We start from the raw sequence: 22,019 nt of genomic DNA, 5'->3' as shown, positions 1-22,019 counted from the left end.
ATGCCGGTCAGTTAACGGGATTGGTCGGCTTTCCAGCCGACCTTCTGCGCCAGGGCCGGAAAATGCTCCTGCCGTTCCGGTATTCCCGCCATCCCTGGCGGTCAGTGGCGCAGCAGAGCCCCCAGGGGGCAGCTTGCTGCCTGCACCAAGCTGGGTGACGGACCGAACATCCAGTGAATGTTCGCAGCCGTTATCCCACGCAGGTGGCCTTAGACGGCGGTGTGTCGGCGGGAAGTTAATCAATCCCGTTTTACGCTTAACTGGCAAGTATTAGCTCCGAGCTCTGTCTTAAATACCGCCGAAGCGGGATGTCAGTCCGTATTAGGACCTGGCTTCAGCCCGGCTCGGCACCGTTATTGAAACGATGGCAACCCATGGAAGGACTTTTAATGACAAGATCTATATCCAAGCTCACCTCATTGAATATAGCGGGCCTGTGGCTGGTCCTGCTGATGTCGTTCGCCACCTTGCTGACTCCGGCCTGGGCCGAGGTCGGCATCGAGGCCCCCGCGTTGGTCTTGAAGGACACACCGTTTTCGGTGACCGTCAGCCGGGACGATCCGGCGGGCAGCGAGCCGCTCTGGCTGCAGCTGGATGAACAACGCTATCCGCTGGCATTTGAAAACGGCGAAGCCCGGTTGGATGAACTGACCAGCCAGGCCGATACGCTCAGCCTGACACTGGTCAATGAAGCCGGCGACACCCTGGCCGAGGCCGGCAGTGTCGCCATCGCCGGCTGGTTGTCGGTGGTGCCGGCCCTGACCGCCATCGTGTTGGCATTGGTGTTCCGCCAGGTGATCCTCGCCCTCTTTATCGCCATCTGCGCCGGTGGCTGGCTGAGTTACGGCCTGTCCGGCGGCAAGCTGCTGCAGAGCGTGCTGGACTCGGTCAATGTGCATATATTGAAGGCGGCCAGCGACTCCGAACATATGTCGATCGTGCTGTTCTGCCTGTTGATCGGCGGCATGGTGGGGATTATTTCTCGCAACGGCGGCACAGTGGGCATCGCCAACCACATCACCCGTTTCGTGCGCGGCCGGCGCAGCGCCCAGACCACCACCGGGCTGCTGGGCACCGCGATTTTCTTCGATGACTACGCCAATGCGCTGATCGTCGGTAATACCATGCGCAATATTACCGACAAGCTGCGCATCTCCCGGGAAAAGCTGGCCTACATCGTCGATTCCACCGCCGCGCCCGTGTCGGCCATTTTGCTGGTCACCACCTGGATAGGTTTTCAGGTCGGCCTCATTGACGAGGCCATCGGCCAGATCGAGGGCTTTGACGGCTCCGCCTATGCGGTGTTTTTGGACGCGATCAGCTACAGCTTCTATCCGATCCTCGCGCTGTTGTTCGTGTTTATGGTAAGCCTCAGCGGTCGTGACTTCGGCCCCATGCTGAAGGCCGAAGTGAAGGCGGTACAGCGCCGCCACGATGCCCCCGATGAACTGACCGACATGGAAGCCATCGCCGAGGAAGCCAACATAGATGCCAAGCCGGGCATACCGCACCGGGCCCTGAACGCCATCATCCCGATGACGGTGCTGGTGCTGACCACCCTGGGCGGTATCTGGTATACCGGCATGGAAGAGCTGGGTCATCCCGCCGAGTACAGCCTGCGCGACGTATTCGGCAATGGCGACTCCTTCACCGCCATGATGTGGGGTTCGTTGCTGAGCACTTTGGTGGCGCTGGTGATGACCCAGGCCCAGCGCCTGCTGAGCATGGATGAAACCGCCCATTACTGGTTCGAGGGCGTCAAGTCGATGCTGTTGCCGATCACTATACTGATGATGGCTTGGGCTCTGTCGTCGGTGAACGAGGCGTTGCATACCAGCGACTACCTGGTCAGCGTGCTGAGCGACAGCCTGGCGCCGCAATTGATCCCGGTGAGCGTGTTCCTGTTGTCGGCCTTTACCGCCTTTGCCACCGGCTCCTCCTGGGGAGTGATGGGCATCATGATGCCGCTGGTGGTCCCCCTGGCCTGGGCGGTGCTGCAGCACCACGGCCTGGCCGGCGATCCGGAAGCCATGCACCTCTTCTATGCCTCGGTGGCCGCCGTGCTGGCCGGTGCCGTGTGGGGCGATCACTGCTCGCCGCTGGCGGAAACCACCCTGCTGGCGGCCATGGCCTCCGGCTGCGGCCTGGTGGAGCATGTTCGCACCCAGCTGCCCTATGCGTTGTTCGTGGGCGTGATTACCACCCTGTTCGGGATCCTGCCGGTGGCCTATGGAGTGCCTTGGTGGCTGGGGATAGCGGTATCTGCCCTGGTGATGGCCACCGGCCTGCGGCTGCTGGGCAAGCGGGCCGAGGATTATCAGCAACCGGCTTCTGAGCCCTCCGGCCGACCGGCAATCGGCGGTGAGGCTGGCATTAAGCAGATATCCTGAGTTATCTGAGGTATAGATATAAAAAAGGGGCCTAAGCCCCTTTTTTATATCTGGTTATTCGCCGCACAGCTGCTGGTGCACCGTCTTGATGCAGAGATCTTCCACGTATTCCAGCTCGGCTTCGGCGGCGGACTCGGCGGCATCCGCGTTATGGATGCCCTGCTGCAGCCACAGGCACTGGGCTTCATGTTCGATGGCTTCCAGGGCGATGTCGGAGGTAAATTCGCCGCGACGGAACACATTGACCAGCTGCACCGGCTGATCCAGATCTTCCAGGCCGGCGACGCAGGTCTGGCCGAGGATCACGGCCCCGGCCAGCTGCGGATTGACCGGATAAACCTGATAGCCGTGTTGCAGCAGATATTCCATCACCTGGTAGCTGGCACGGTCCGGGCGGTTGGAGGCGCCCACCAGGGCGATGCTGCGGGTTTGGGTCAGTATGCGTTTTAAGCGGCTTTGTTCGAGTTCGTCCATCATGCGTTCCACACGAAGAAAAACCCTGTTATACCAGTTTGCCAGCCCGATAATCCATCACCCTCTGCTCAATTTCTGCGGATAGGTCGATCTCTCCGAACTCAACGAAAACGGGCGTCCCGATCATGGGGCTCAAGCCAGTCCTGTATGGGCCCAATGGATACGATGCCGTGGGGGTTGATGGTCGGGTGGCTGCGGAAATAATGGTGGCGGATATGGGGCATATTCAGGGTGTCCGCGATTCCCGGTTGCTGGTAGATATCGCGTAAATAGCCGTAAAGGTTGGGATATTCGGCTATCTTGCGGCGATCACACTTGAAATGGGTATGATAGACGGCATCGAAGCGGGTCAGTGTGGTCCACAGCCGGATATCGGCTTCGGTCAGCCGGTCGCCGGTGAGATAGCGCTGCTTGTCCAGTCGTTGCTCCAGCCGGTCCAACCCGGCGAACAGGGCACCGACGGCTTCGTCATAGGCCTGCTGGCTGGTGGCAAAGCCGGCCTTGTAGACACCGTTGTTGATATGCTCATAGATATCGGCGTTAATGTCGTCAATCTGGGGCCTAAGTTCGGCGGGATAGTAGTCGCCGGCCCTGGCCCCCAGCTTATCGAAGGCGCTGCCTAGCATGCGGATGATGTCGGCGGATTCATTGCTGACGATGGTCTGCCGTTGCTTGTCCCACAGCACCGGCACCGTCACCCGGCCCGAATAATGCGGGTCGGCCTTCAGGTAGAGCTGGTAGAGGTAGTCGAGCCCGTAAAGAGGGTCGCCGGTGGCGGCCTCGAAATCGGTGTCGAAGGTCCAGCCGTGCGCGCCCATCAGCGGGTTGACCACGGAGACGTCGAGCATATCTTCCAGCCCCTTGAGCCTGCGCATGATCAGGGTGCGGTGCGCCCAGGGGCAGGCCAGGGACACATACAGATGATAGCGTCCCGGCTCGGCGGCAAAACCTGCCTGGCCGCTCGGTCCGGCTTTGCCATCGGCGGTCACCCAGTTGCGAAACCGGCTCTCGCTGCGCTCAAAACGACCCTGACTCTCTTGAGTGTCGTACCAGACATCGTGCCATACGCCCTCAACCAGCTTGCCCATCTTCTGCTCCTCGATATTTCATGTGCGTTGAGGTCATTGTGGGCAAGTAGACCGGTGGATCCCAGCGGAGAAATTAGCCGAACTTGGTCAAAAAATATGAATGAGGTGGCAGACAGCAGGGCATCACGGCTGCGGCCTGCCGTCTGTTTTGCTTACACCGGCAGGCTCTGCAGCCATTGCTGCAGCTGTCCGGCGGATAGGGCGCCGGATTGGCGGGCAATTTCCTGGCCCTGCCGAAAAGCGATCAGGGTGGGGATGGAGCGGATGCCGAAACGGGCGGCGGCCGCCTGATGGGCTTCGGTATCCAGCTTGGCCAGCCTCAGCCGTCCCTTCGTCTGACCGGCCGCGGCGGAAAATACCGGTGCCATGCTCTGGCAGGGGCCGCACCAGGGGGCCCAGAAGTCGACCACCAACGGCAGTGTTTCATTCGCCAGCAGGCGGTCGAGCCGGTTGCCATCCAGCTCGAGCGGGTGACTGGGCTGCAGGGCGGTTTTGCATTTACCGCAGCTGGGATCCTGGTCCAGCCGCTCAGCCGGCACCCGGTTCTTGGCCTGGCAGGCGGGGCAGATCAAGAAGTGTTCGCTCATCATTGCATCCAGTCGGCCAGTTGGTAACTCAGGGTGTATTGTTCGCCGGCCAGCTCCAGCTGCTTGCCGTCGTGCTTGATGGCGGCGCCCTGGGTCAGGGTGGTTAATACCGCGGTTTCTACCTGTTGTACGGCCGGCAGGCAGGCCATTTGGGTGGAGGCCAGCGGCTCGGCCTTCAGCCGGTTGAGCTCCAGGGTGGCGCTGCCGAAGAACCGGTTGCAGCCAGCCAGGCCATTGATGGTGAAATGTTCCCCAATTTCCAGATCCGACTTGAGCTCCGGATCCACGGCCTCACCGTTGATGGCGGTCAGCTGCCAGCGGTGATGCTGCAGATCTGATTCGACCACGTCCAGGCCGCCGCTACAGGCAGTGAGCAGCAGGGCGCCGGCGGCGGTGAATATCGCTTTCATGGAGATACCTCTTATTGGTTGATTTTATTGGTGCAATCCTGACCTTTAGCCAGCTGTTGTAAATTGTCCAGGGTGGTATGGGCGATGGCGGCGAGCGCCTCCCGGGTCAGAAAGGCCTGGTGCCCGGTCAGGATCACATTAGGATAGGCCGACAGCAGGTGAAAGGTGTCGTCACGGACGATTTCATTGGATTTATCGGCAAAGAACAGCGTTTCCTCTTCTTCGTACACATCCAGTCCCAGGGCCCCTACCTTGCCGTTGTTGATGGCTTCGATGGCGTCTCTGGCATTGACCAGGCCGCCCCGGCTGGTGTTGATGATCATCACGCCGTCTTTCATCTGGGCAAAGGTGCTGCGATTCAACAGATGGTAGTCGTCCTGCAGCAGGGGGCAGTGCAGGCTGATCACATCCGCTTCCCGAAACAGCTGTTCCAGGGACACATAGCGGGCGCCCAGGGCCAGGGCCTCCGGGCGTTCCACCGGATCGTGCACCAGCAGTTTCATGCCCAGGCCGTGCAGGATGCGCAGGGTGGCCAGGCCGATCTTGCCGGCGCCGATAATGCCGGCGGTTTTGCCGTGCATATTGAAGCCCACCAGGCCATCGAGGGAGAAGTTGGCATCCCGGGTACGTTGGTAGGCCTTGTGAATATGGCGGTTGAGGGTGAGCATCAGCCCGACCGTATGCTCGGCGACCGCTTCCGGTGAGTAGGCCGGAACCCGGACAATGGTCATGCCGGCCAGGCGGGCGGCCTCCAGGTCAACATTGTTGTAACCGGCACAGCGCAGGGCGATAACCCTGACCCCGCCCCGGGCCAGGATGCTGATAACCTCGGCATTCAGCTTGTCGTTGACGAAGGCGCAGACGGCGTCGAATCCTTGCCCCAGGCTGGCGGTGTGCGGCTCGAGGCGCGCATCGAAATAGGTGAGATCAAAATCAAAGGCGGCGTTTGCTTCGAGAAAGGCCTGTTGCATATAGGGCCGGCTGCTGAAAAAGGCTATCTTCATAGATGCTCTTCACGCTGTTGCTGGTCACTGAAATATGGTGGCTTTATGCTGTATTTTCAAGGCAGGGTCCCGCGCCGACATGGCCGGGGAACACGGCGGCCGGTCGGTCCGGCTTCGTTCCCGGCAGACATCCGGCGACAGCGAAGCCGTTGGCAAAGTCTGGCGGAACAGCGGTTAATGTGTTGCTATAGCGGTAGTTGAATTCGGACCATTACCCTAGCAGGAGTGTCCATGCGGGTCTCTATACTGACGGGGCAATCCCAGGCCCTGACCGAGCAAATAAACAGCGCCATCGACAAGGGGCCGATAACCGCCGCCCAATGGTGCGGTTTTAACGGCCTGGTGGATGACACCCAAGTATCCACCCGTTTTCATGGCGGGCCGGAGCGGGCGCTGCACTATTACCCGCAGGAGCACTATGCTTTTTGGCGCTCCTGGTGTCAGGGCATGGGGCTGACGGCAGAGATCGAGTTACTCAGGCCCGGGGCCTTTGGTGAGAATATCTCGGGGCAGGGGTTGCTGGAGCAAGAGGCGTGCATCGGCGATATTTACCGCCTGGATCGGGCGCTGATCCAGATAAGCCAGCCGAGATCGCCCTGTTATAAGCTGAATGCCAAATTTGGCTATGACTTCTTCTCGGTACTGGTTCAGGCCAATGGGCGGGCGGGCTGGCTGTTGCGGGTCCTGGAAGAAGGGATGGTCGGACCCGAAGCCGAGCTGACCCTGGTAGAGCGCCCCCATCCCCAGATGCCGGTCAGGCGGGCGGCGGATATCATATTCAACCATGGCTTCGACGCCGACGGGTTGCATGAACTGGCCGACCTGCCGGCACTGGCTCCCGGCTGGCGTGCAAAAGCGGCGGACTATTTAACCAAGGGACGGGTGGATGACTGGAGCCACCGGCTGTTGGGCCCCAAACGGCCATAAGTTCTTTTACAAAAAGCACTTGCAAGAGCGGCGCCATTTATGTAAATTCACGCCCCATTACGGCATGTAGCGCAGCTTGGTAGCGCACTTCGTTCGGGACGAAGGGGTCGGAGGTTCGAATCCTCTCATGCCGACCAGATTCAACAAAAAACCCCGCAGCAATGCGGGGTTTTTTGTTTGCTCGCTCTTCGTGACTAACAGGGAGCGTTGCCTCCCTCATTTCTTTATCCGTGACTCGCTGCTCCCCATCTTTATGCACTACAACATCCAGTTGATCCTGTCCGGCTGGATAGTGGCTCAGGTGCTGTAACAGCCTCCAATGACCATAACGCCAGTCGGCTAGGCCGATTGGCGTTTTTTATGCCTAAGCTTCTGACAGGGCATCGGGCATTACCGGCCGGCACGGTGGCGATAGTCGCGTGTCGGCATGGGGAGGCAGAGGATGGACAGGGGCAGCACGGTCGCGGTGATCGGCGCCGGCATAGTCGGCGTCACCAGCGCCTATATGTTGGTGGAGGCGGGGTACAGGGTGATACTGCTCGACGCCGATGAACCCATGAAGGGGACCAGCTTCGCCAACGCCGCCCAGCTCAGCTTCGATTCCGCCGATGCCATGGCCTCTCCCGCCCTGCTGCGTAAATTGCCCGCCATCCTGCTGGGGCGGGTCCCCGCCTTCCGGCTGGACTGGCGGCAGCTCCCCGGCTGGCTGCCCTGGGGGGGCCGTTTCCTGGTTCAGGGCCGCGCCGCGCGCGAGGAACATAACAGCGGCTCCCTCGCCCGACTCGCAGTGCATTCGCGGGAGCGGTTGCACGCCCTGCTGCGGGCACATCCGCTGAGCTTTCACCATCGTCGCTCCGGCAAGCTGCAGATCTACGACAGGGCGGCGGACCTGGCGCGGGCGGCCCGGCGTATTGAGCACAAGGGACGGTGGGGATGTCGGCTGCAACTGCTCGACCGAGCGGCCTGCCTGGACCTGGAGCCGGCCTTAAGCCAGTGGCGGGGCGACTGGGTGGGGGGAGTCTATGCCCCCCGTGACGAAGTGGGCGATGCTCCGGCCTTTGCCGAGGGATTGCTGGCGCTGATGCGCGAGACGGATCGGCTGGAGGAGCGCTACCGGGCCCAGGTGCAGCGGCTGCTCATCCGCAAGTGGCATATCGAAGCCCTGGCAACCCCGGATGGCAGGGTGGAGGCCGATGCCTATGTGCTGGCCACCGGAGCGGGCGGACAGGCCCTGCTCCGGGAATTGGAGTTGCATCTACCCATCTATCCGGTCAAGGGTTACAGCCTGACGGTACCGGCGACCGCCCGGGCGCCAGAGGTGAGCGTCAGCGATGTATCCGGTCGGGTGGTGTTTGCCCGCCTGGGGGATCGGCTGCGGGTGGCGGGCGGGGCGGATCTGGTCGGCTTCGATACCCGGCCATCGCCGGAGCGGATCGACTACCTGCTTGAGCTGTGCCGACGGCGCCTCCCCGAGGCCGGCCGCTATGACGAGCCGCTGCATGGCTGGGCCGGGCTGCGGCCGGTGACTCCCGGCAGCCTGCCAATCATCGGCCGGGCCGGCGCCGATAACCTGTACCTCAACCTGGGCCACGGCATGCTGGGCTGGACACTGGCGATGGGTGCGGCGTCGTTGTTGGCCGCCCAGATCGGCGGGCAGCCCTTGGCGGTGGCCTCGGCCGGGTTCACCCCGCAAGAGCAGGGGCTGACCCCGGTCCGCTTTAAATAGCTGCGTTCATCGGTAAAGCCGGACACCGACACGCGAGTCAGCCTCCAGGGTGTGGCGACCTCAGGAGCCATCATTGAAAGATGAAGCTTTCTTGAAAGTCTTGTCTATACAAGTCGTCGCCGCCGGCGAGCCGTTATTTTTAATGTTTTTAATAACAGCGAGTTAGCACCATTTCCTCCCGCTGCAACAGTGGTCGCCGTACATCTGGCTGACACAGTTTCTCAATAAAACTGTCACCTGCGGTCAGCAGTATGGCTCACGAATCTATTGTGAGGCTGCGGGCATGAACAAGATCATCGAAGTCAAGAGTCTGAGCAAGACCTTTGATAACAAGCAGGCGCTGAAAGAGATCAGCCTGGATATTTCCCACCCGGGGATGACTGCTCTGCTGGGGCCGTCCGGCTCGGGCAAGTCCACCCTGTTGCGTCACCTGAGCGGTCTGGTGTTTTCCGATCATCAGGCGACGACCGAAATCCGGGTCATGGGGCGGCTGGTGCAATCCCGGGGCAAGGCGGCGGCGCAGGTACGCCGCTGCCGGGCCCAGGCCGGCTATATCTTCCAGCAATTCAATCTGGTCAACCGCCTGAGCGTGCTGACCAATGTACTGATCGGCGCCCTGGGCGCCACCGCCAAGTGGCGTACCCTGAGCGGGTGCTTTACCCAGGCCCAGCGGCTGCAGGCGATGGCCGCGCTGGAGCGGGTGGGCATGGCGGCCTTTGCCGAACAGCGGGTCTCTACCCTGTCCGGCGGTCAGCAGCAACGGGTGGCCATCGCCCGCTCGCTGATGCAGAAGGCGGGCATTATCTTTGCCGACGAACCCATCGCCTCGCTCGATCCCGAATCGGCGCGCACCGTGATGGAACTGCTCAAGAACATCAACGAGCAGGAAGGGATCCCCGTGGTCGTCACCCTGCATCAGGTCGATTATGCGCTCAAATACTGCCAGCAGCTGGTCGCCCTGCGGGAAGGGGAAATCTTCTATCAGGGGGAGTCCGCCGCCATTACCGAGCAGGCACTGGCGGCGCTCTATACCAAGTCACCTTCGACGAAGACCACAGCAACTGTATCCGGAACGGCAATCAAACCCTTGCCGGCCAACCCTTCCTTTGTATCCGGTTCAATTCAAGGACAACTGTCATGATGCATACATTAAAGACATTCGTGGGTGGGGCGACCTTGCTGGCCGCCGCGGTGGCGGCGCCGGCCCTGGCGGACGATGCCCCCCTGTCGACCATCAACTTCGGCATTATCTCCACCGAATCCCAGCAGAATCTCAAACAGAGCTGGGAGCCCTTCCTGGCCGATATGGAAAAACAGCTGGGCGTGGAAGTGGACGCCTTCTTCGCCCCGGATTACGCCGGCATCATCCAGGGGATGCGCTTCGACAAGGTCGATATCGCCTGGCTGGGCAACAAATCGGCGATGGAGGCGGTGGATCGGGCCGGCGGTGAAATCTTTGCCCAGACGGTTCGTGCCGATGGCCAGCCCGGTTACTGGAGCCTGTTGATCGCCCACAAGGACAGCCCGCTCAACACCGTTGAGGATGTGCTGGCACGGCGCAAGGAACTGGTGTTCGGCAACGGGGATCCCAACTCCACCTCCGGCTTCCTGGTGCCCTCCTATTATGTGTTTGCCCAGAACCAGGTGTCTCCCCAGGAATTCAAGCGCACCCTCAACTCCAGCCACGAGGTCAATGTGTTCGCGGTATTGAACAAGCAGGTGGATGTGGCGACCAACAATACCGAAAGCCTGGAGCGCTTCGCCCAGCATAGCCCCGAAGAGGCGCAAGACATCAAGGTGCTGTGGAAGTCACCGCTGATCCCGGCCGACCCCATCGTCTGGCGCAAGAACCTGCCGGAAGCCACCAAGCAGGCGGTATACGACTTCTTCATGGACTACGGCCGCGCCGGTGATCCGCAGCGGCAGGAAATCCTGGCCGCGCTGCAGTGGGCTTTCTTCAAGCCGTCCAGCGATTTGCAGCTGCTGCCCATCCGTCAGCTGCAGCTGTTCAAGGATTTGAAAGAGCTGGAAAACAACCAGGCCGACGCCGGCGAGATCGCCCGGGTGAAAATGCAGCTGGCGGCGTTGAACCGTCAGATGTCCGCCCTGTCGGCGATGGCCAACTAATACCGGCGAGGGGCCGGGTTGGCCGGCCCCTGGTGGTAATCGGAGAGTATGAAGATGAATACTGATGTCGTGACGAAGCCCCGTCCTGGCCTGCGCCTGGGGCAGTCGTTCAAGTGGCTGGCGCTGGTCCTGGTTCTGGCCTGGGCCTGGCAGGGGGCGGAAATGAATCCCATGGTGCTGGTGCAGGATGCCGACAACATGGCCAGGCTGGCCGCGGACTTTTTCCCGCCCGACTTTACCCACTGGCGGCTGTATCTGGAAGAGACCCTGGTCACCCTGCAGGTCGCCTTGTGGGGCACCCTGCTGGCGATAGTACTGTCGATTCCCTTCGGCCTGCTGTGCGCCGAAAACCTGTTTCCCCAGTGGGTATGCCAGCCGATGCGCCGGCTGATGGACGCGGCCCGGGCCATCAACGAGATGGTATTCGCCATGCTGTTTGTGGTGGCGGTCGGCCTGGGGCCCTTCGCCGGGGTGCTGGCGCTGTTCGTGCATACCACGGGCGTGCTGTCCAAGCTGTTTTCCGAGGCGGTGGAAGCCATCGAGCCGGGCCCCATCGAGGGGGTGCGGGCCACCGGGGCCAGCAAGCTGGAGGAAATTCTCTACGGCGTGTTGCCCCAGGTCATCCCCCTGTGGATTTCCTATTCGCTCTATCGCTTCGAGTCCAATGTCCGCTCCGCCACCGTCGTCGGCATGGTGGGAGCCGGCGGCGTCGGGGTCCTGCTGTGGGAAGCGATCCGCAGTTTCCAGTTCGAACAGACGGCGGCCATCATGCTGGTGGTGATAGTGACCGTGAGCCTGCTCGACTGTGCCTCGCAGTTTATTCGCAAGAAATATATCTGATTTATTTAACCGGGCTTGTCTAGACAAGAAGGAAGTTAATTAACTGCTGCCAATTAACGACAGGAGCCAGGGCTGAAACACTGACTCGCATCGTATTGCCAGTGTCAGTTAATTAATCAAGGAAAACCGTCAGAGGATGGAACATGCGGGTATATCAGGATATCAGTCGACAACTGGAAACGGATATCAAGCAGTATTTCAAACCGGGTGACTATCTGCCGCCGGAAACCCAGCTGGCCGAGCGCTTCCAGGTCAATCGCCACACGGTGCGGCGGGCCATCGATGAACTGGTGACCAATGGCCTAATCCTGCGTCATCAGGGCAAGGGCAACATGGTGTTGCGTCAGCCGCATATCTACAAGCTACACGATGGCGCTCATTTCACCGGCAACCTGCTGGAGCAGGGTTCCCTGCCCAGTTGTCAGGTGATCAAGACCAGGCTGATGGCCGTGCCCGCCAGGCTGGCGGAAGAATTGGGAATCGAGCAGGAGCGAAAGGTTATTCACATACAAACGTTGCGGAAAACGGAAAGTATTCCCCGCTGTGTGATTAATCATTATTTGAGTGATCCGGAGTGGTGGCCGGTATTAAAGCATTTTCAGCAGGGTTCCCTGCACGCGTTTTTAAAGAAAACTCTCGATGTGGATTTGAAAAGAAAGTCGACAAGGTTAAGTGCCAGGGCGCCATCAAATGAAGAATGCCGCCTGTTGCAGATAAACAAGTCGGTCCCCGTGATGAGGATCAAGACCAAGAACCAGTTCAAGGATACGGAGCAGGTGGCGGAGTTTTCCGTGAGCTCGTCCCGTTCCGATTTAATTGAATATGTCGTGGAGCACTGAATGAATACACCACAACGCAAGCAATGGATGTCGGTACTGGCCCGGGCATCATTTTCCGAGCTGCAAGCCCGCTGGCAGGCCCTGCAACTGACATCGGATTACCAGGTAATCCGGGCCCCGGAAATCGGCCTGGCCCAGGTCAGGGCGCGGATGGGCGCCACCGGCCGGCCCTTCAATCTCGGCGATGTCACCATCACCCGGGCCGTGGTCAGGCTGGCCGGCGGTGAGCTGGGCTACAGCTACCTGTGTGGCCGTCACAAGCCCCATGCGGAGTTGGCGGCGCTGATCGATGCCCTGATGCAGACCCGGGACTGTCACGAATTGTTGGACAAGGAGCTGATTACGCCGCTGGCCGCGATCAAGGCGGAGCAGGCAGAGGGCTACCGCCGGGAGGTGGCGGCCAGCAAGGTGGACTTTTTTACCATGGTACGGGGAGAAGACGAATGACCATGATCACCACGGCATTTGCGGATGCGACCCACGACAGCCAGATCTGTTTCCGGCGACTGTTAACCGCCATGTCCGAACCGGGTACCCGGGTCGAGCTGGACCGGGCCGGCCATTTCGGCAGCCTGAGCGCCGGCTGTGTGCAGACCCTGCTGACCCTGGCGGACAGCGGTACCCGGGTCTGGCTGTCGCCGTCCCTGAGCCGGGATCAGGCGGTGCTCGACAACCTGCGCTTCCATGTGGCGGCGCCTTTGGTCGAGCGGGCATCGGACGCCGACTTTGCGGTGGTGTCCCAGGCCGATCCGGCGGCCTGTGAAGCCCTGTTGCAGGCCCTGCCGACGGGCTGCGAGGAGTATCCGGATCAGGGTGCCACCCTGCTTATCGAGACCGATTCCCTGGCGCGGGGGGTGGAGGTCAGCCTGTCGGGACCGGGTATTCCGGATGTGCGCCGGATCCGGCTCGGGCAACTGCCGGAGGCGCTGGTGCGCTACCTGAACAAGCGGGAAGCGTCTTTCCCGTTGGGTATCGATCTGATGCTGGTTTGCGGCCGCGAGCTGGTCGCCATTCCGCGTACCACCCGAGTGGAGGTGTAAGCATGTATGTAGCAGTCAAAGGGGGCGAAAAAGCCATTGCCGCGGCGCACAAGCTGCAGGCGAAGAAACGCCGGGGCAATACCGCCCGGCCCGAGGTAAGCGTGGCCCAGGTGGAAGAGCAGCTGGCCGGCGCGGTGGACCGGGTGATGACCGAAGGGGGGGTGTACGACAAGGAGCTGGCGGCGCTAGCGGTCAAGCAGGCCGGCGGCGATCTGGTCGAGGCGATCTTCCTGTTGCGGGCCTACCGCACCACGCTGCCGCGGCTGGCGGTCACCGAGCCGGTCGACACCGCCCGCATGCGCATCGCGCGCCGCATCTCGGCGACCTACAAGGATCTGCCCGGCGGCCAGGTGCTGGGGCCAACCTATGACTATACCCACCGGCTGCTGGATTTTGCCCTGCTGGCCGAGGGCGAGTACCCGGGGCCCGAGCCGGTTGCCGCCGAACCACAGGCCTGCCCCCAGGTGTCGGGCATCCTCGAAAAGCTGGAGCTGATGGTCGCGGAGTCCGACGACGGCCAGGCGCCGGCCGATGTGACCATGGCGCCGGTGACCTATCCCTGTGACCGCTCCGCCCGGTTGCAGCAGCTGGTACGCGGCGACGAAGGCTTCCTGCTGGCCCTGGGGTATTCGACCCAGCGCGGCTATGGCCGCAACCACCCCTTCGCCGGTGAAATCCGCTCCGGTGAGGTGACCCTGGAGCTGGTGCCGGAGGAGCTGGGCTTTGCCATCGAGATCGGCGATATCGAACTGACCGAATGCCAGATGATCAACGGCTTTGTCGGCGGCAGGCAGCAGAAGCCGGCCTTCACCCGCGGCTACGGCCTGACCTTCGGCTTCGGCGAACGCAAGGCGATGTCGATGGCGCTGGTGGACAGGGCGCTGCAGGCCGGGGAATACCAGGAGCAGGTGGCCGGACCGGCCCAGGACGAGGAGTTTGTGTTGGCCCACGCGGATAACGTGGAGGCCTCCGGCTTCGTATCGCACCTGAAGTTGCCCCACTACGTGGATTTTCAGGCCGAACTGGAACTGTTGCGCAAGATGCGCCGGGAATACGAACAAGAGCATGGCCCGGCGGCCAGCCAAGCGGGGGAGCAGGCATGATGAGCAGCCAGACGATGACCCAGGCCGGTGACAATAATCACGGCTACAACTATGCCTACCTGGATGAACAGACCAAACGCATGATCCGCCGGGCGCTGCTCAAGGCGGTGGCTATCCCCGGCTACCAGGTGCCGTTCGGCGGCCGGGAAATGCCCATGCCCTACGGCTGGGGCACCGGCGGGGTGCAGTTGACCGCGGCGGTGATCGGCCGTGACGATACCCTCAAGGTGATCGACCAGGGCGCAGACGACACCACCAATGCGGTGTCCATCCGTTCCTTCTTCCAGCAGGTGGCCCAGGTGAAGACCACCGAAGTGACCACGGACGCGACCCTGATCCAGACCCGTCACCGCATTCCGGAAACGGCCTTGCAGGCAGGCCAGATCCTGGTCTATCAGGTGCCGATCCCCGAGCCGCTGCGTTTTATCGAGCCGCGGGAGACCGAGACCCGCAAGATGCACGCTCTGGAGGAGTACGGCATCATGCACGTCAAGCTCTACGAAGATATCGCCCGCTATGGCCATATCGCCACCGCCTATGCCTATCCGGTGCGGGTCAACGGGCGCTATATCATGGATCCCTCGCCGATCCCCAAGTTCGACAACCCCAAGATGGACATGATGCCGGCCCTGCAGCTGTTCGGCGCCGGCCGGGAAAAACGCATCTATGCCATCCCCCCCTACACCCGGGTGAAGAGCCTCGATTTCGAGGATCATCCCTTCGACGTCCAGCAGTGGGACGAGCCCTGCGATGTCTGCGGGTCCACCGACAGCTTCCTCGATGAGGTGGTGACCGACGATCGGGGCAGCCGGGTCTTTATCTGCTCCGATACCGATTATTGCCGCCAGCAGCAGGAGAAACAGGCATGAACCAGCGAGTGTTGTCCGCCCCGGAAGCGGTGACGGAGGCCCGTCAAGCAATGACCATCAATATCCAGGAGCAGCCCCTGCTGTCGGTACAGCAGCTGACCAAGCTCTATGCCCCGGGCAAGGGCTTCGCCGAGGTGTCTTTCGATCTGTACCCGGGCGAGGTGCTGGGCATCGTCGGCGAGTCCGGCTCGGGCAAGAGTACCCTGCTGCAGGCAATTTCCGGCCGGCTGGCGCCGGACGAGGGGGAGGTGCTGTATCTGCGCGGTAACGCCGACAGCCAGCTGGCCCGGGTGGTCAGCCTGTACCAGATGGCCGAAAGCCAGCGCCGTCAGCTGCTGCGCACCGACTGGGGAGTGGTGCACCAGCATCCGCTCGACGGCCTGCGGCCGAGGGTATCGGCCGGCGGCAACATCGGCGAGCGGCTGATGGCGGTCGGCCAGCGCCACTACGGCAACATCCGCGCGCAGGCGCGGCAATGGCTGCAGGATGTGGAAATTCCCGCCGACCGTATCGACGACCTGCCGGTGACCTTCTCCGGCGGCATGCAGCAACGGCTGCAGATCGCCCGCAACCTGGTGACCCACCCCCGGCTGATCTTCATGGATGAGCCCACCGGCGGACTGGACGTGTCGGTGCAGGCCCGGTTGCTGGATCTGTTGCGCCGGCTGGTGTCCGAGCTGGGGCTGGCGGTGATCATCGTCACCCACGATCTGGCGGTGGCCCGCCTGCTGGCCCACCGGTTGATGGTGATGAAGCAGAGCCGGGTGGTGGAAACCGGGCTCACCGATCAGGTGCTGGACGACCCCCAGCACCCCTATACCCAATTACTCGTGTCTTCCGTATTGCAGAGCTAAATGTCGGGTACGGGATGATGGGGCGTGGATAAGCAGACCCGCTGTGCCAGGGATGGCACAGCGGAGCCTTCATGGATGAGTTCATGGCGAGTCTGCGTTCGTTCCTGGCTTTCGGCCGATATGTAGCGGCATTTAAATTGATGATTTAGGAGCAATCATGACCTGCGCATTGAAAGTTTCGAATGTTCGCAAGACCTTTGTCCTGCACAACCAGAATGGCATCCGGCTGCCGGTGTTGTCCGGCGCCTCCTTTGCGGTCAAGCAGGGGGAGTGCGTGGTGCTGAATGGCCGGTCCGGCACCGGCAAGTCGACCCTGTTGCGTACCCTCTATGGCAACTACCTAACCGACGGCGGCGAAATTGCCGTACGGCACCAGGGCCGGTGGCTGGACATGACCCAGGCGCCGCCGCGCACCCTGGTCAATGTGCGTCGCCATACCATCGGCTGGGTCAGCCAGTTCCTGAGGGTGATCCCCCGTATCAGTGCCCTGGAAGTGGTGATGCAGCCGATGATCGAGCAGGGCGGGGGCAGGGTCGAGGCCCGGGCCCGGGCCGAAGTGTTGCTGACCCGGCTCAATGTACCGGTGCACCTATGGCAGCTGGCGCCGGCGACCTTTTCCGGCGGCGAGCAGCAGCGGGTGAACATCGCCCGGGGGTTTATCGCCGACTATCCCGTGCTGCTGCTCGACGAACCGACCGCCTCCCTGGACGCGACCAACCGCGCCGTGGTGGTTGAGCTTATCCGGGAGGCCAAGGCGCGGGGCGCGGCCATTGTCGGCATCTTCCACGATGAGGATGTGCGCGCACGGGTGGCCGACCACCTCTACGAGATACAGCCGGAAGCCGGCCCCACTCGGCAAACAGCGAACTAACACGGAGCATTCAGCATGATTATTACCAATGTGAACCTGGTACTGGAAAACGAAGTGGTACGCGGCTCGGTAGAAATCGGTGACGGGGAGATCCGCGCCCTGGCCGACAGCCCCAGCCGGCAACCGGGCGCCATCGACGGCGACGGCGGCTGGCTGTTGCCCGGTCTGGTGGAGCTGCACACCGATAACCTGGACAAGCACTTTACCCCCAGACCCAAGGTCAGCTGGCCGCCCTTTGCCGCCATGCGCGCCCACGATGCCCAGGTGGTGGCCTCGGGCATCACCACTGTGCTGGATGCGGTGGCCATCGGCGATGAACGGGACGGCGGTACCCGCCAGGACAACCTCGACAGGATGATCCATACGGTGGTGGACAGCGAGCGGCGCGGCCTAAACCGGGCCCAGCACCTGCTGCACCTGCGCTGCGAGTTGCCCCATGAAACCACGGTGCCGTTGTTCGAGCATTACCTGGAACTGCCGGAGGTCCGGCTGGTGTCGCTGATGGACCATTCGCCCGGCCAACGCCAGTTCGTTAACATGATCAAGTACCGGGAGTATTATCAGGGTAAGTACCATCTCAATGATCGGCAGATGCAGGAATTCGAGCAGAGTCAATTGGACTTGTCTGCCCGCTGGTCGGCGGTCAACCGGGCGGAAATCGCCCGCCAGTGCCGGGAGCGGGGGATTTCCCTGGCCAGCCACGACGACGCCACCCTGGCCCATGTGCAGGAATCCCACCAGTTGGGCATGGTGATCGCCGAGTTCCCGACCACAGTCGAGGCGGCGACCGCTTCCCACCGGCATGGACTGATGGTGATGATGGGCGCGCCCAATGTGGTGCGGGGCGGCTCCCATTCCGGTAATGTGGCCGCCCATGAGCTGGCCGCGCTGGGGGTACTGGATGTGCTGTCGTCCGACTACTATCCGGGCAGCCTGCTCGATGCGGTCTTCCGGCTGGCCGAGGACGAATGCAATACACTGGGCCTGGCCGCTGCGGTGCGGCTGGCCAGCCACAACCCGGCCCGGGCCCTGGGCCTGGACGACAGGGGAGTGCTGGCCGAAGGACGGCGGGCCGATTTGGTGCTGGTCGGGCAGCATCACGGCCAGGTCTACCCGAGCCGGGTCTGGTGCCGAGGCGAGCTGGCGTACTGATACAGGAGAAAAACGGCATGAACAGGCAGACAGGCAGGCTGTTTTACGTGATGGGCCCCTCGGGGGCGGGCAAGGACAGCTTTATGCGGGCGGTGCGTGAGCGCTGGGGCGATCGCCTGCTGGTGGCCCACCGCTATATCACCCGTGCCGCCTCGGCCGGGGGGGAGAACCATATCGAGCTCTCCGACGAGGAGTTCCGCCTGCGGCAGAGCCTGGGCCTGTTCGCCCTCAGCTGGGAGGCCAACGGCCACCACTATGCCCTGGGCTGCGAGCTGGAGCGCTGGCTGGGGTCCGGAGTCGATGTCATGGTCAACGGCTCGCGGGCCTATCTGCCCCAGGCGCAGGCCCGGTTCGGTGGGCGGCTGGTGCCGATAATGATCAGCGTTGCTCCCGAGATCCTGGGCCAGCGGCTGCGGGCCCGGGGACGGGAAGGCGAGGACGAGATCATCCGGCGGCTGGAGCGGGCGGTGGCCCAGGACAACGGCTTGCCGGACTCGGTGTGGTGGTTGGATAACAGCGGACCCCTGGCCGAAACACTGCGCCAGTTCCAGAGTTACCAGCAGGGAGGCGACTGAGATGATGAGCCTGACCCTGCTGGGCACGGGGGCGGCGGGCGGCGTCCCCCTCTATGGCTGCGAGTGCCGTCTCTGTGCTTTGGCCCGTGCCGAGCCGGCCCACCGTCGTGAGCCCTGTTCGGCGCTGCTGGAGTGGGATGGGCACCGGCTGTTGATCGATGGTGGCCTGATGGATCTGCACCGGCGCTTTCCGCCCGGGAGCCTGGACGGCATGCTGCTGACCCATTTCCATGTGGATCATGTGCAGGGCCTGTTTCACCTGCGTTGGGGCAAGGCGGCGCCGCTCCCGGTATGGTGTCCGGACGACCCCCAGGGCTGTGCCGATCTGCTCAAGCATCCGGGATGTTTGGATTTTCGCCCGACCATGCGGCATGGCCGGGAATGGCGGCTGGGTGGGCTGACCATCACCCCCCTGGACCTGGTGCATTCCCGGCCGACCCTGGGCTATCTGTTTGAACATGGCGGCAGGCGGCTGGCCTATCTGACCGATACCCTGGGGTTGCCGGAGCAGACCGAAACCCTGCTGCAGGCCCTGCCGACGCTGGATGTACTGGTGATCGACTGCAGCTTTCCTCCCGGCAGCAGGGGGCGCAATCACAATTCGCTTGATCAGGTGGTGGAAATAGGGAAGACACTGGGGCCGGGGCGGACCATACTGACCCATGTCGGTCATGATTTTCACGGCTGGTTGAGGCAGCACCGACTGCCGGACGGGATCCGGGCGGGGCGGGACAATATGCGCATTCGGCTTGCCGAGGAAAACGCATAGAGCCAACGGGAAGTATCGATCTGACCCGCAGAATGACAAGCGGAACCTTGTCATTCTGCCCGAGATTGGGCAGCATGACCGACTGGTGTTTACAATTCAAGGTAGAATTATGTCCGGATTATTAGCCAATGTGGATCCAGATGGTCTGCTCGAATATTCAGTGGTCTATACCGACCGCTCGTTGAATCACATGTCCCAGTCGTTTCAGCAGGTGATGAACGACATTTCCGCTACCCTTAAAGGTCTCTATCGTGCCCATGCCGCCGTGGTGGTACCCGGCAGCGGTACCTTCGGCATGGAGGCGGTTGCCCGCCAGTTCGCCACCGACAAGAAATGCCTGGTGATCCGCAACGGCTGGTTCAGCTACCGTTGGACCCAGATCTTCGAGATGGGCAAGATCCCGGCATCGGAAACCGTGCTCAAGGCCCGTCCGATCGAAGCCGCTCCTCAGGCCGCCTTCGCACCGGCGCCGATCGAAGAAGTGGTGGCGACCATCAGGGCGGAAAAGCCGGAGCTGGTGTTTGCCGCCCATGTGGAAACCGCCGCCGGCATGATGTTGCCCCCCGACTACCTGCGCGCGGTGGCCGATGCGGTGCATGAGGTGGGCGGTCTGTTCGTGCTGGACTGTATCGCCTCCGGCTGCATCTGGGTGGATATGGACGCCTGTGGTGTGGACATACTGCTCAGCGCCCCCCAGAAAGGCTGGAGCAGCTCACCCTGTTGTGGCCTGGTGATGTTGAGCAGGCAGGCCAGGGTGCGGATCGAAAGCACCCAGAGCACCAGCTTTGCCTGCGACCTGAAGAAATGGCTGCAGATCATGGAAGCCTATGAGCAGGGCGGGCATGCCTACCATGCGACCATGCCGACCGACTCCCTGACCCGCTTCCGCGATGTGATGAAGGAGGTGGAATCCATGGGATTCGAGCAGGTATGTGCCAGCCAGCAGCAGCTGGGTGACAAGGTGCGGGCGCTGCTGGCCAGCCGGGGCATCAAGAGCGTGGCCGCCGAAGGATTCCAGGCCCCCGGTGTGGTGGTCTGCTATACCGAGGATGCGGATATCAAGAGCGGCAAAAAATTTGCGGCCGAAGGCCTGCAGATTGCCGCCGGGGTGCCGCTGCAATGCGACGAGCCGGCTGACTTCCAGACCTTCCGTATCGGCCTGTTCGGGCTGGACAAGCTGAACAATGTGGAGCGTACCGTCGCTACCCTTGAGCAGGCCCTGGACAAGATACTGGGGCGTTAAATAACTGTTCCTAATGATAGATCACTACCGGCAGCGACTGGGTTCCGCTAAGCAGACCCTCCGCGCCAGGGATGGCGCGGCGGAGCCCCCAGGGATGGGTTCACGGCATGTCTGCGTGCGGGACCCGGTCGATGTAGCACTATTAGGATCAGTTATTTAAACCAACGGCCATAAATACCAGCCGGCCATGTTGATAACATGACCGGCTTTTTGTCGCCCTTTTGCCGAGATCCAGGCGGGCAAAACAGAGCCCGGTTGTGTTACCGGGCAGGTCTTACTCGCCGACCACTACCGACTGGCCTGCGAATTCCACCCGCTGACCGGCGATAATCTTGCAACGCTTGCGTATCTCTATATGGCCGTTGACCCGCACCTGGCCGTCGTCGATCACCTGTTTAGCCACGGCGCCGCTGTCGCACCAGCCGAGCACCTTCAGCAGGTTATGCAAGGGGATATGGTCGTGGCCTTCCAGGCTGAACTGTTCTGTCATAAGGATCTCATCTGTTCGGAAAACTGTGATGCCCCATCTTATCATCAATCCGGTGGCATGCAGGAATGGCGATGGCAGCCGCCCGGAGACTTTACAGACGGCGAGTTTGCTTCTTAGCTTAGGCAACACGCAACGGAGGAACAGATCATGAAAAACTGGATAGCGGGTTTGTTGTTGCTGAGCCCCCTGGCCCTGGCCACATCCTCCCCGGAAGGGGCCAAGGCCTATATCATCAGCCCGGCCGACGGCGAACAGGTGGCCCAGGAGTTTACCGTGCGGTTCGGTCTTGCCGGCATGGGTGTGGCCCCGGCCGGGGTGGAAAAGGCAAATACCGGTCACCATCACCTGTTGATCAATGCCGGGGAGCTGCCGGACATGTCGACGCCCATGCCGGCCAGCGAGCGGCTGCTGCATTTCGGCGGCGGCCAGACCGAAGCCCAGCTGACCCTGCCGCCGGGCGACTATACCCTGCAGCTGGTACTGGGTGATCACCTGCACGTGCCCCTCCAGCCACCCGTGGTGTCGGAGCAGATCCGGGTGACGGTCAAGTAGTTTTCAGCGCGGCTGAAAAAGCAGAAATGGGGGCTGGCGCCGCTTTCAGGCCTTGGCTAAGATGCGGCGTCGACTTTTTGGAGAGAAAA

The 22,019-nt window shown here is 62.0% G+C and carries 25 protein-coding genes and 1 tRNA gene; 20 read left to right on the top strand and 6 right to left on the bottom strand.

All coding sequences use genetic code 11. The features are described from left to right. The first annotated feature begins 389 nt into the window (after positions 1-389). Positions 390-2,390: a Na+/H+ antiporter NhaC family protein gene (locus ABD806_RS15040; protein ID WP_344959487.1), complete on the top strand. Its 2,001-nt coding sequence runs from the start codon at positions 390-392 to the stop codon at positions 2,388-2,390. Positions 2,391-2,444: 54 nt separating this feature from the next. Here the strand turns inward: ABD806_RS15040 and ABD806_RS15035 are convergent, their stop codons facing one another. From ABD806_RS15035 to ABD806_RS15015, 5 genes are all read right to left on the bottom strand, one after another. Beyond that, complete coding sequence (locus tag ABD806_RS15035) at positions 2,445-2,867, bottom strand: CoA-binding protein (RefSeq protein ID WP_344959485.1); 423 nt, start codon at positions 2,865-2,867, stop codon at positions 2,445-2,447. 98 nt (positions 2,868-2,965) lie between these two features. Then, positions 2,966-3,952 (bottom strand): glutathione S-transferase family protein, encoded by a 987-nt coding sequence (locus ABD806_RS15030; protein WP_344959483.1) that lies wholly within the window; start codon positions 3,950-3,952, stop codon positions 2,966-2,968. Positions 3,953-4,104: 152 nt separating this feature from the next. Then, on the bottom strand, positions 4,105-4,539 hold the full coding sequence (gene trxC, locus ABD806_RS15025) for a thioredoxin TrxC (protein WP_425583148.1): 435 nt from the start codon (positions 4,537-4,539) through the stop codon (positions 4,105-4,107). Next, positions 4,539-4,949, bottom strand: a complete 411-nt coding sequence (locus ABD806_RS15020; protein WP_344959479.1) for an META domain-containing protein — start codon at positions 4,947-4,949, stop codon at positions 4,539-4,541. Before ABD806_RS15020 ends, trxC begins: the two co-directional genes overlap by 1 nt. An 11-nt stretch (positions 4,950-4,960) precedes the next feature. Continuing rightward, positions 4,961-5,953 carry a 2-hydroxyacid dehydrogenase gene (locus ABD806_RS15015; RefSeq protein ID WP_344959477.1) on the bottom strand — a complete coding sequence of 331 codons (993 nt, stop codon included), beginning with the start codon at positions 5,951-5,953 and terminating at the stop codon, positions 4,961-4,963. Positions 5,954-6,184: 231 nt separating this feature from the next. Between ABD806_RS15015 and ABD806_RS15010 the strand changes: the two genes are divergently transcribed. The 18 genes from ABD806_RS15010 to ABD806_RS14925 all read left to right on the top strand — a co-directional run bounded on the left by ABD806_RS15010 (position 6,185) and on the right by ABD806_RS14925 (position 20,888). Further along, a complete protein-coding gene (locus tag ABD806_RS15010) occupies positions 6,185-6,880 on the top strand; it encodes an MOSC domain-containing protein (RefSeq protein WP_344959475.1) in 696 nt (231 codons plus the stop codon). Between the two features lie 60 nt (positions 6,881-6,940). Beyond that, positions 6,941-7,017 (top strand) — tRNA-Pro (locus ABD806_RS15005). Next, complete coding sequence (locus tag ABD806_RS15000; protein WP_344959473.1) at positions 7,008-7,190, top strand: hypothetical protein; 183 nt, start codon at positions 7,008-7,010, stop codon at positions 7,188-7,190. Before ABD806_RS15005 ends, ABD806_RS15000 begins: the two co-directional genes overlap by 10 nt. Positions 7,191-7,322: 132 nt before the next feature. Next, positions 7,323-8,606 (top strand): FAD-dependent oxidoreductase, encoded by a 1,284-nt coding sequence (locus ABD806_RS14995; protein ID WP_344959471.1) that lies wholly within the window; start codon positions 7,323-7,325, stop codon positions 8,604-8,606. A 283-nt stretch (positions 8,607-8,889) separates the two neighbouring features. Further along, the gene (gene phnC / locus ABD806_RS14990; protein ID WP_344959469.1) at positions 8,890-9,747 is read left to right on the top strand and encodes a phosphonate ABC transporter ATP-binding protein; all 858 of its coding nucleotides are present in this window, start codon (positions 8,890-8,892) and stop codon (positions 9,745-9,747) included. Further along, positions 9,744-10,733 carry a phosphonate ABC transporter substrate-binding protein gene (gene phnD / locus ABD806_RS14985; protein WP_344959467.1) on the top strand — a complete coding sequence of 330 codons (990 nt, stop codon included), beginning with the start codon at positions 9,744-9,746 and terminating at the stop codon, positions 10,731-10,733. The genes phnC and phnD overlap by 4 nt, the downstream gene beginning before the upstream one ends. Positions 10,734-10,787: 54 nt before the next feature. Beyond that, positions 10,788-11,573 (top strand): phosphonate ABC transporter, permease protein PhnE, encoded by a 786-nt coding sequence (gene phnE / locus ABD806_RS14980; RefSeq protein ID WP_344959465.1) that lies wholly within the window; start codon positions 10,788-10,790, stop codon positions 11,571-11,573. 143 nt (positions 11,574-11,716) lie between these two features. Next, on the top strand, positions 11,717-12,412 hold the full coding sequence (gene phnF / locus ABD806_RS14975; protein ID WP_344959463.1) for a phosphonate metabolism transcriptional regulator PhnF: 696 nt from the start codon (positions 11,717-11,719) through the stop codon (positions 12,410-12,412). Then, complete coding sequence (phnG, locus tag ABD806_RS14970) at positions 12,413-12,859, top strand: phosphonate C-P lyase system protein PhnG (RefSeq protein ID WP_344959461.1); 447 nt, start codon at positions 12,413-12,415, stop codon at positions 12,857-12,859. After that, complete coding sequence (gene phnH / locus ABD806_RS14965; RefSeq protein WP_344959459.1) at positions 12,856-13,452, top strand: phosphonate C-P lyase system protein PhnH; 597 nt, start codon at positions 12,856-12,858, stop codon at positions 13,450-13,452. The genes phnG and phnH overlap by 4 nt, the downstream gene beginning before the upstream one ends. Positions 13,453-13,454: 2 nt before the next feature. After that, positions 13,455-14,555 carry a carbon-phosphorus lyase complex subunit gene (locus ABD806_RS14960; protein WP_344959457.1) on the top strand — a complete coding sequence of 367 codons (1,101 nt, stop codon included), beginning with the start codon at positions 13,455-13,457 and terminating at the stop codon, positions 14,553-14,555. Next, a complete protein-coding gene (locus tag ABD806_RS14955) occupies positions 14,552-15,424 on the top strand; it encodes an alpha-D-ribose 1-methylphosphonate 5-phosphate C-P-lyase PhnJ (RefSeq protein WP_344959455.1) in 873 nt (290 codons plus the stop codon). The genes ABD806_RS14960 and ABD806_RS14955 overlap by 4 nt, the downstream gene beginning before the upstream one ends. Continuing rightward, complete coding sequence (gene phnK / locus ABD806_RS14950; RefSeq protein ID WP_344959453.1) at positions 15,421-16,278, top strand: phosphonate C-P lyase system protein PhnK; 858 nt, start codon at positions 15,421-15,423, stop codon at positions 16,276-16,278. The genes ABD806_RS14955 and phnK overlap by 4 nt, the downstream gene beginning before the upstream one ends. Positions 16,279-16,435: 157 nt before the next feature. Next, entirely contained in the window at positions 16,436-17,149 is a 714-nt protein-coding gene (gene phnL / locus ABD806_RS14945) for a phosphonate C-P lyase system protein PhnL (RefSeq protein WP_344959451.1), read from the top strand. Between the two features lie 15 nt (positions 17,150-17,164). Further along, positions 17,165-18,301, top strand: coding sequence for an alpha-D-ribose 1-methylphosphonate 5-triphosphate diphosphatase (gene phnM / locus ABD806_RS14940; RefSeq protein WP_344959449.1), 1,137 nt, complete (start codon positions 17,165-17,167; stop codon positions 18,299-18,301). A gap of 17 nt (positions 18,302-18,318) precedes the next feature. Continuing rightward, on the top strand, positions 18,319-18,876 hold the full coding sequence (gene phnN, locus ABD806_RS14935) for a ribose 1,5-bisphosphokinase (protein WP_344959447.1): 558 nt from the start codon (positions 18,319-18,321) through the stop codon (positions 18,874-18,876). Position 18,877: 1 nt separating this feature from the next. Next, complete coding sequence (gene phnP / locus ABD806_RS14930) at positions 18,878-19,645, top strand: phosphonate metabolism protein PhnP (RefSeq protein ID WP_344959445.1); 768 nt, start codon at positions 18,878-18,880, stop codon at positions 19,643-19,645. A 109-nt stretch (positions 19,646-19,754) separates the two neighbouring features. Next, positions 19,755-20,888: an aminotransferase class V-fold PLP-dependent enzyme gene (locus ABD806_RS14925; protein WP_344959443.1), complete on the top strand. Its 1,134-nt coding sequence runs from the start codon at positions 19,755-19,757 to the stop codon at positions 20,886-20,888. A 274-nt stretch (positions 20,889-21,162) separates the two neighbouring features. Here ABD806_RS14925 and ybcJ read toward each other — a convergent pair whose 3' ends face one another. Beyond that, the gene (gene ybcJ, locus ABD806_RS14920; RefSeq protein WP_344959441.1) at positions 21,163-21,378 is read right to left on the bottom strand and encodes a ribosome-associated protein YbcJ; all 216 of its coding nucleotides are present in this window, start codon (positions 21,376-21,378) and stop codon (positions 21,163-21,165) included. A gap of 147 nt (positions 21,379-21,525) precedes the next feature. Between ybcJ and ABD806_RS14915 the strand changes: the two genes are divergently transcribed. Next, positions 21,526-21,930, top strand: a complete 405-nt coding sequence (locus ABD806_RS14915; protein WP_344959439.1) for a DUF4399 domain-containing protein — start codon at positions 21,526-21,528, stop codon at positions 21,928-21,930. The last annotated feature ends 89 nt before the right edge of the window (positions 21,931-22,019 follow it).

It is taken from the genome of Zobellella aerophila, assembly GCF_039539325.1.
In the GTDB taxonomy this organism is placed as follows: domain Bacteria; phylum Pseudomonadota; class Gammaproteobacteria; order Enterobacterales; family Aeromonadaceae; genus Oceanimonas; species Oceanimonas aerophila.
This window is presented reverse-complemented; position numbering and strand designations above follow the sequence as displayed.

Excerpts from the sequence above, each read along its gene's own strand:
- ABD806_RS15040 (WP_344959487.1), top strand. The coding sequence starts at position 390 with ATGACAAGATCTATATCCAAGCTCACCTCATTGAATATAGCGGGCCTG.
- ABD806_RS15035 (WP_344959485.1), bottom strand. The coding sequence starts at position 2,867 with ATGATGGACGAACTCGAACAAAGCCGCTTAAAACGCATACTGACCCAA.
- ABD806_RS15030 (WP_344959483.1), bottom strand. The coding sequence starts at position 3,952 with ATGGGCAAGCTGGTTGAGGGCGTATGGCACGATGTCTGGTACGACACT.
- trxC (WP_425583148.1), bottom strand. The coding sequence starts at position 4,539 with ATGAGCGAACACTTCTTGATCTGCCCCGCCTGCCAGGCCAAGAACCGG.
- ABD806_RS15020 (WP_344959479.1), bottom strand. The coding sequence starts at position 4,949 with ATGAAAGCGATATTCACCGCCGCCGGCGCCCTGCTGCTCACTGCCTGT.
- ABD806_RS15015 (WP_344959477.1), bottom strand. The coding sequence starts at position 5,953 with ATGAAGATAGCCTTTTTCAGCAGCCGGCCCTATATGCAACAGGCCTTT.
- ABD806_RS15010 (WP_344959475.1), top strand. The coding sequence starts at position 6,185 with ATGCGGGTCTCTATACTGACGGGGCAATCCCAGGCCCTGACCGAGCAA.
- ABD806_RS15000 (WP_344959473.1), top strand. The coding sequence starts at position 7,008 with ATGCCGACCAGATTCAACAAAAAACCCCGCAGCAATGCGGGGTTTTTT.
- ABD806_RS14995 (WP_344959471.1), top strand. The coding sequence starts at position 7,323 with ATGGACAGGGGCAGCACGGTCGCGGTGATCGGCGCCGGCATAGTCGGC.
- phnC (WP_344959469.1), top strand. The coding sequence starts at position 8,890 with ATGAACAAGATCATCGAAGTCAAGAGTCTGAGCAAGACCTTTGATAAC.
- phnD (WP_344959467.1), top strand. The coding sequence starts at position 9,744 with ATGATGCATACATTAAAGACATTCGTGGGTGGGGCGACCTTGCTGGCC.
- phnE (WP_344959465.1), top strand. The coding sequence starts at position 10,788 with ATGAATACTGATGTCGTGACGAAGCCCCGTCCTGGCCTGCGCCTGGGG.
- phnF (WP_344959463.1), top strand. The coding sequence starts at position 11,717 with ATGCGGGTATATCAGGATATCAGTCGACAACTGGAAACGGATATCAAG.
- phnG (WP_344959461.1), top strand. The coding sequence starts at position 12,413 with ATGAATACACCACAACGCAAGCAATGGATGTCGGTACTGGCCCGGGCA.
- phnH (WP_344959459.1), top strand. The coding sequence starts at position 12,856 with ATGACCATGATCACCACGGCATTTGCGGATGCGACCCACGACAGCCAG.
- ABD806_RS14960 (WP_344959457.1), top strand. The coding sequence starts at position 13,455 with ATGTATGTAGCAGTCAAAGGGGGCGAAAAAGCCATTGCCGCGGCGCAC.
- ABD806_RS14955 (WP_344959455.1), top strand. The coding sequence starts at position 14,552 with ATGATGAGCAGCCAGACGATGACCCAGGCCGGTGACAATAATCACGGC.
- phnK (WP_344959453.1), top strand. The coding sequence starts at position 15,421 with ATGAACCAGCGAGTGTTGTCCGCCCCGGAAGCGGTGACGGAGGCCCGT.
- phnL (WP_344959451.1), top strand. The coding sequence starts at position 16,436 with ATGACCTGCGCATTGAAAGTTTCGAATGTTCGCAAGACCTTTGTCCTG.
- phnM (WP_344959449.1), top strand. The coding sequence starts at position 17,165 with ATGATTATTACCAATGTGAACCTGGTACTGGAAAACGAAGTGGTACGC.
- phnN (WP_344959447.1), top strand. The coding sequence starts at position 18,319 with ATGAACAGGCAGACAGGCAGGCTGTTTTACGTGATGGGCCCCTCGGGG.
- phnP (WP_344959445.1), top strand. The coding sequence starts at position 18,878 with ATGATGAGCCTGACCCTGCTGGGCACGGGGGCGGCGGGCGGCGTCCCC.
- ABD806_RS14925 (WP_344959443.1), top strand. The coding sequence starts at position 19,755 with ATGTCCGGATTATTAGCCAATGTGGATCCAGATGGTCTGCTCGAATAT.
- ybcJ (WP_344959441.1), bottom strand. The coding sequence starts at position 21,378 with ATGACAGAACAGTTCAGCCTGGAAGGCCACGACCATATCCCCTTGCAT.
- ABD806_RS14915 (WP_344959439.1), top strand. The coding sequence starts at position 21,526 with ATGAAAAACTGGATAGCGGGTTTGTTGTTGCTGAGCCCCCTGGCCCTG.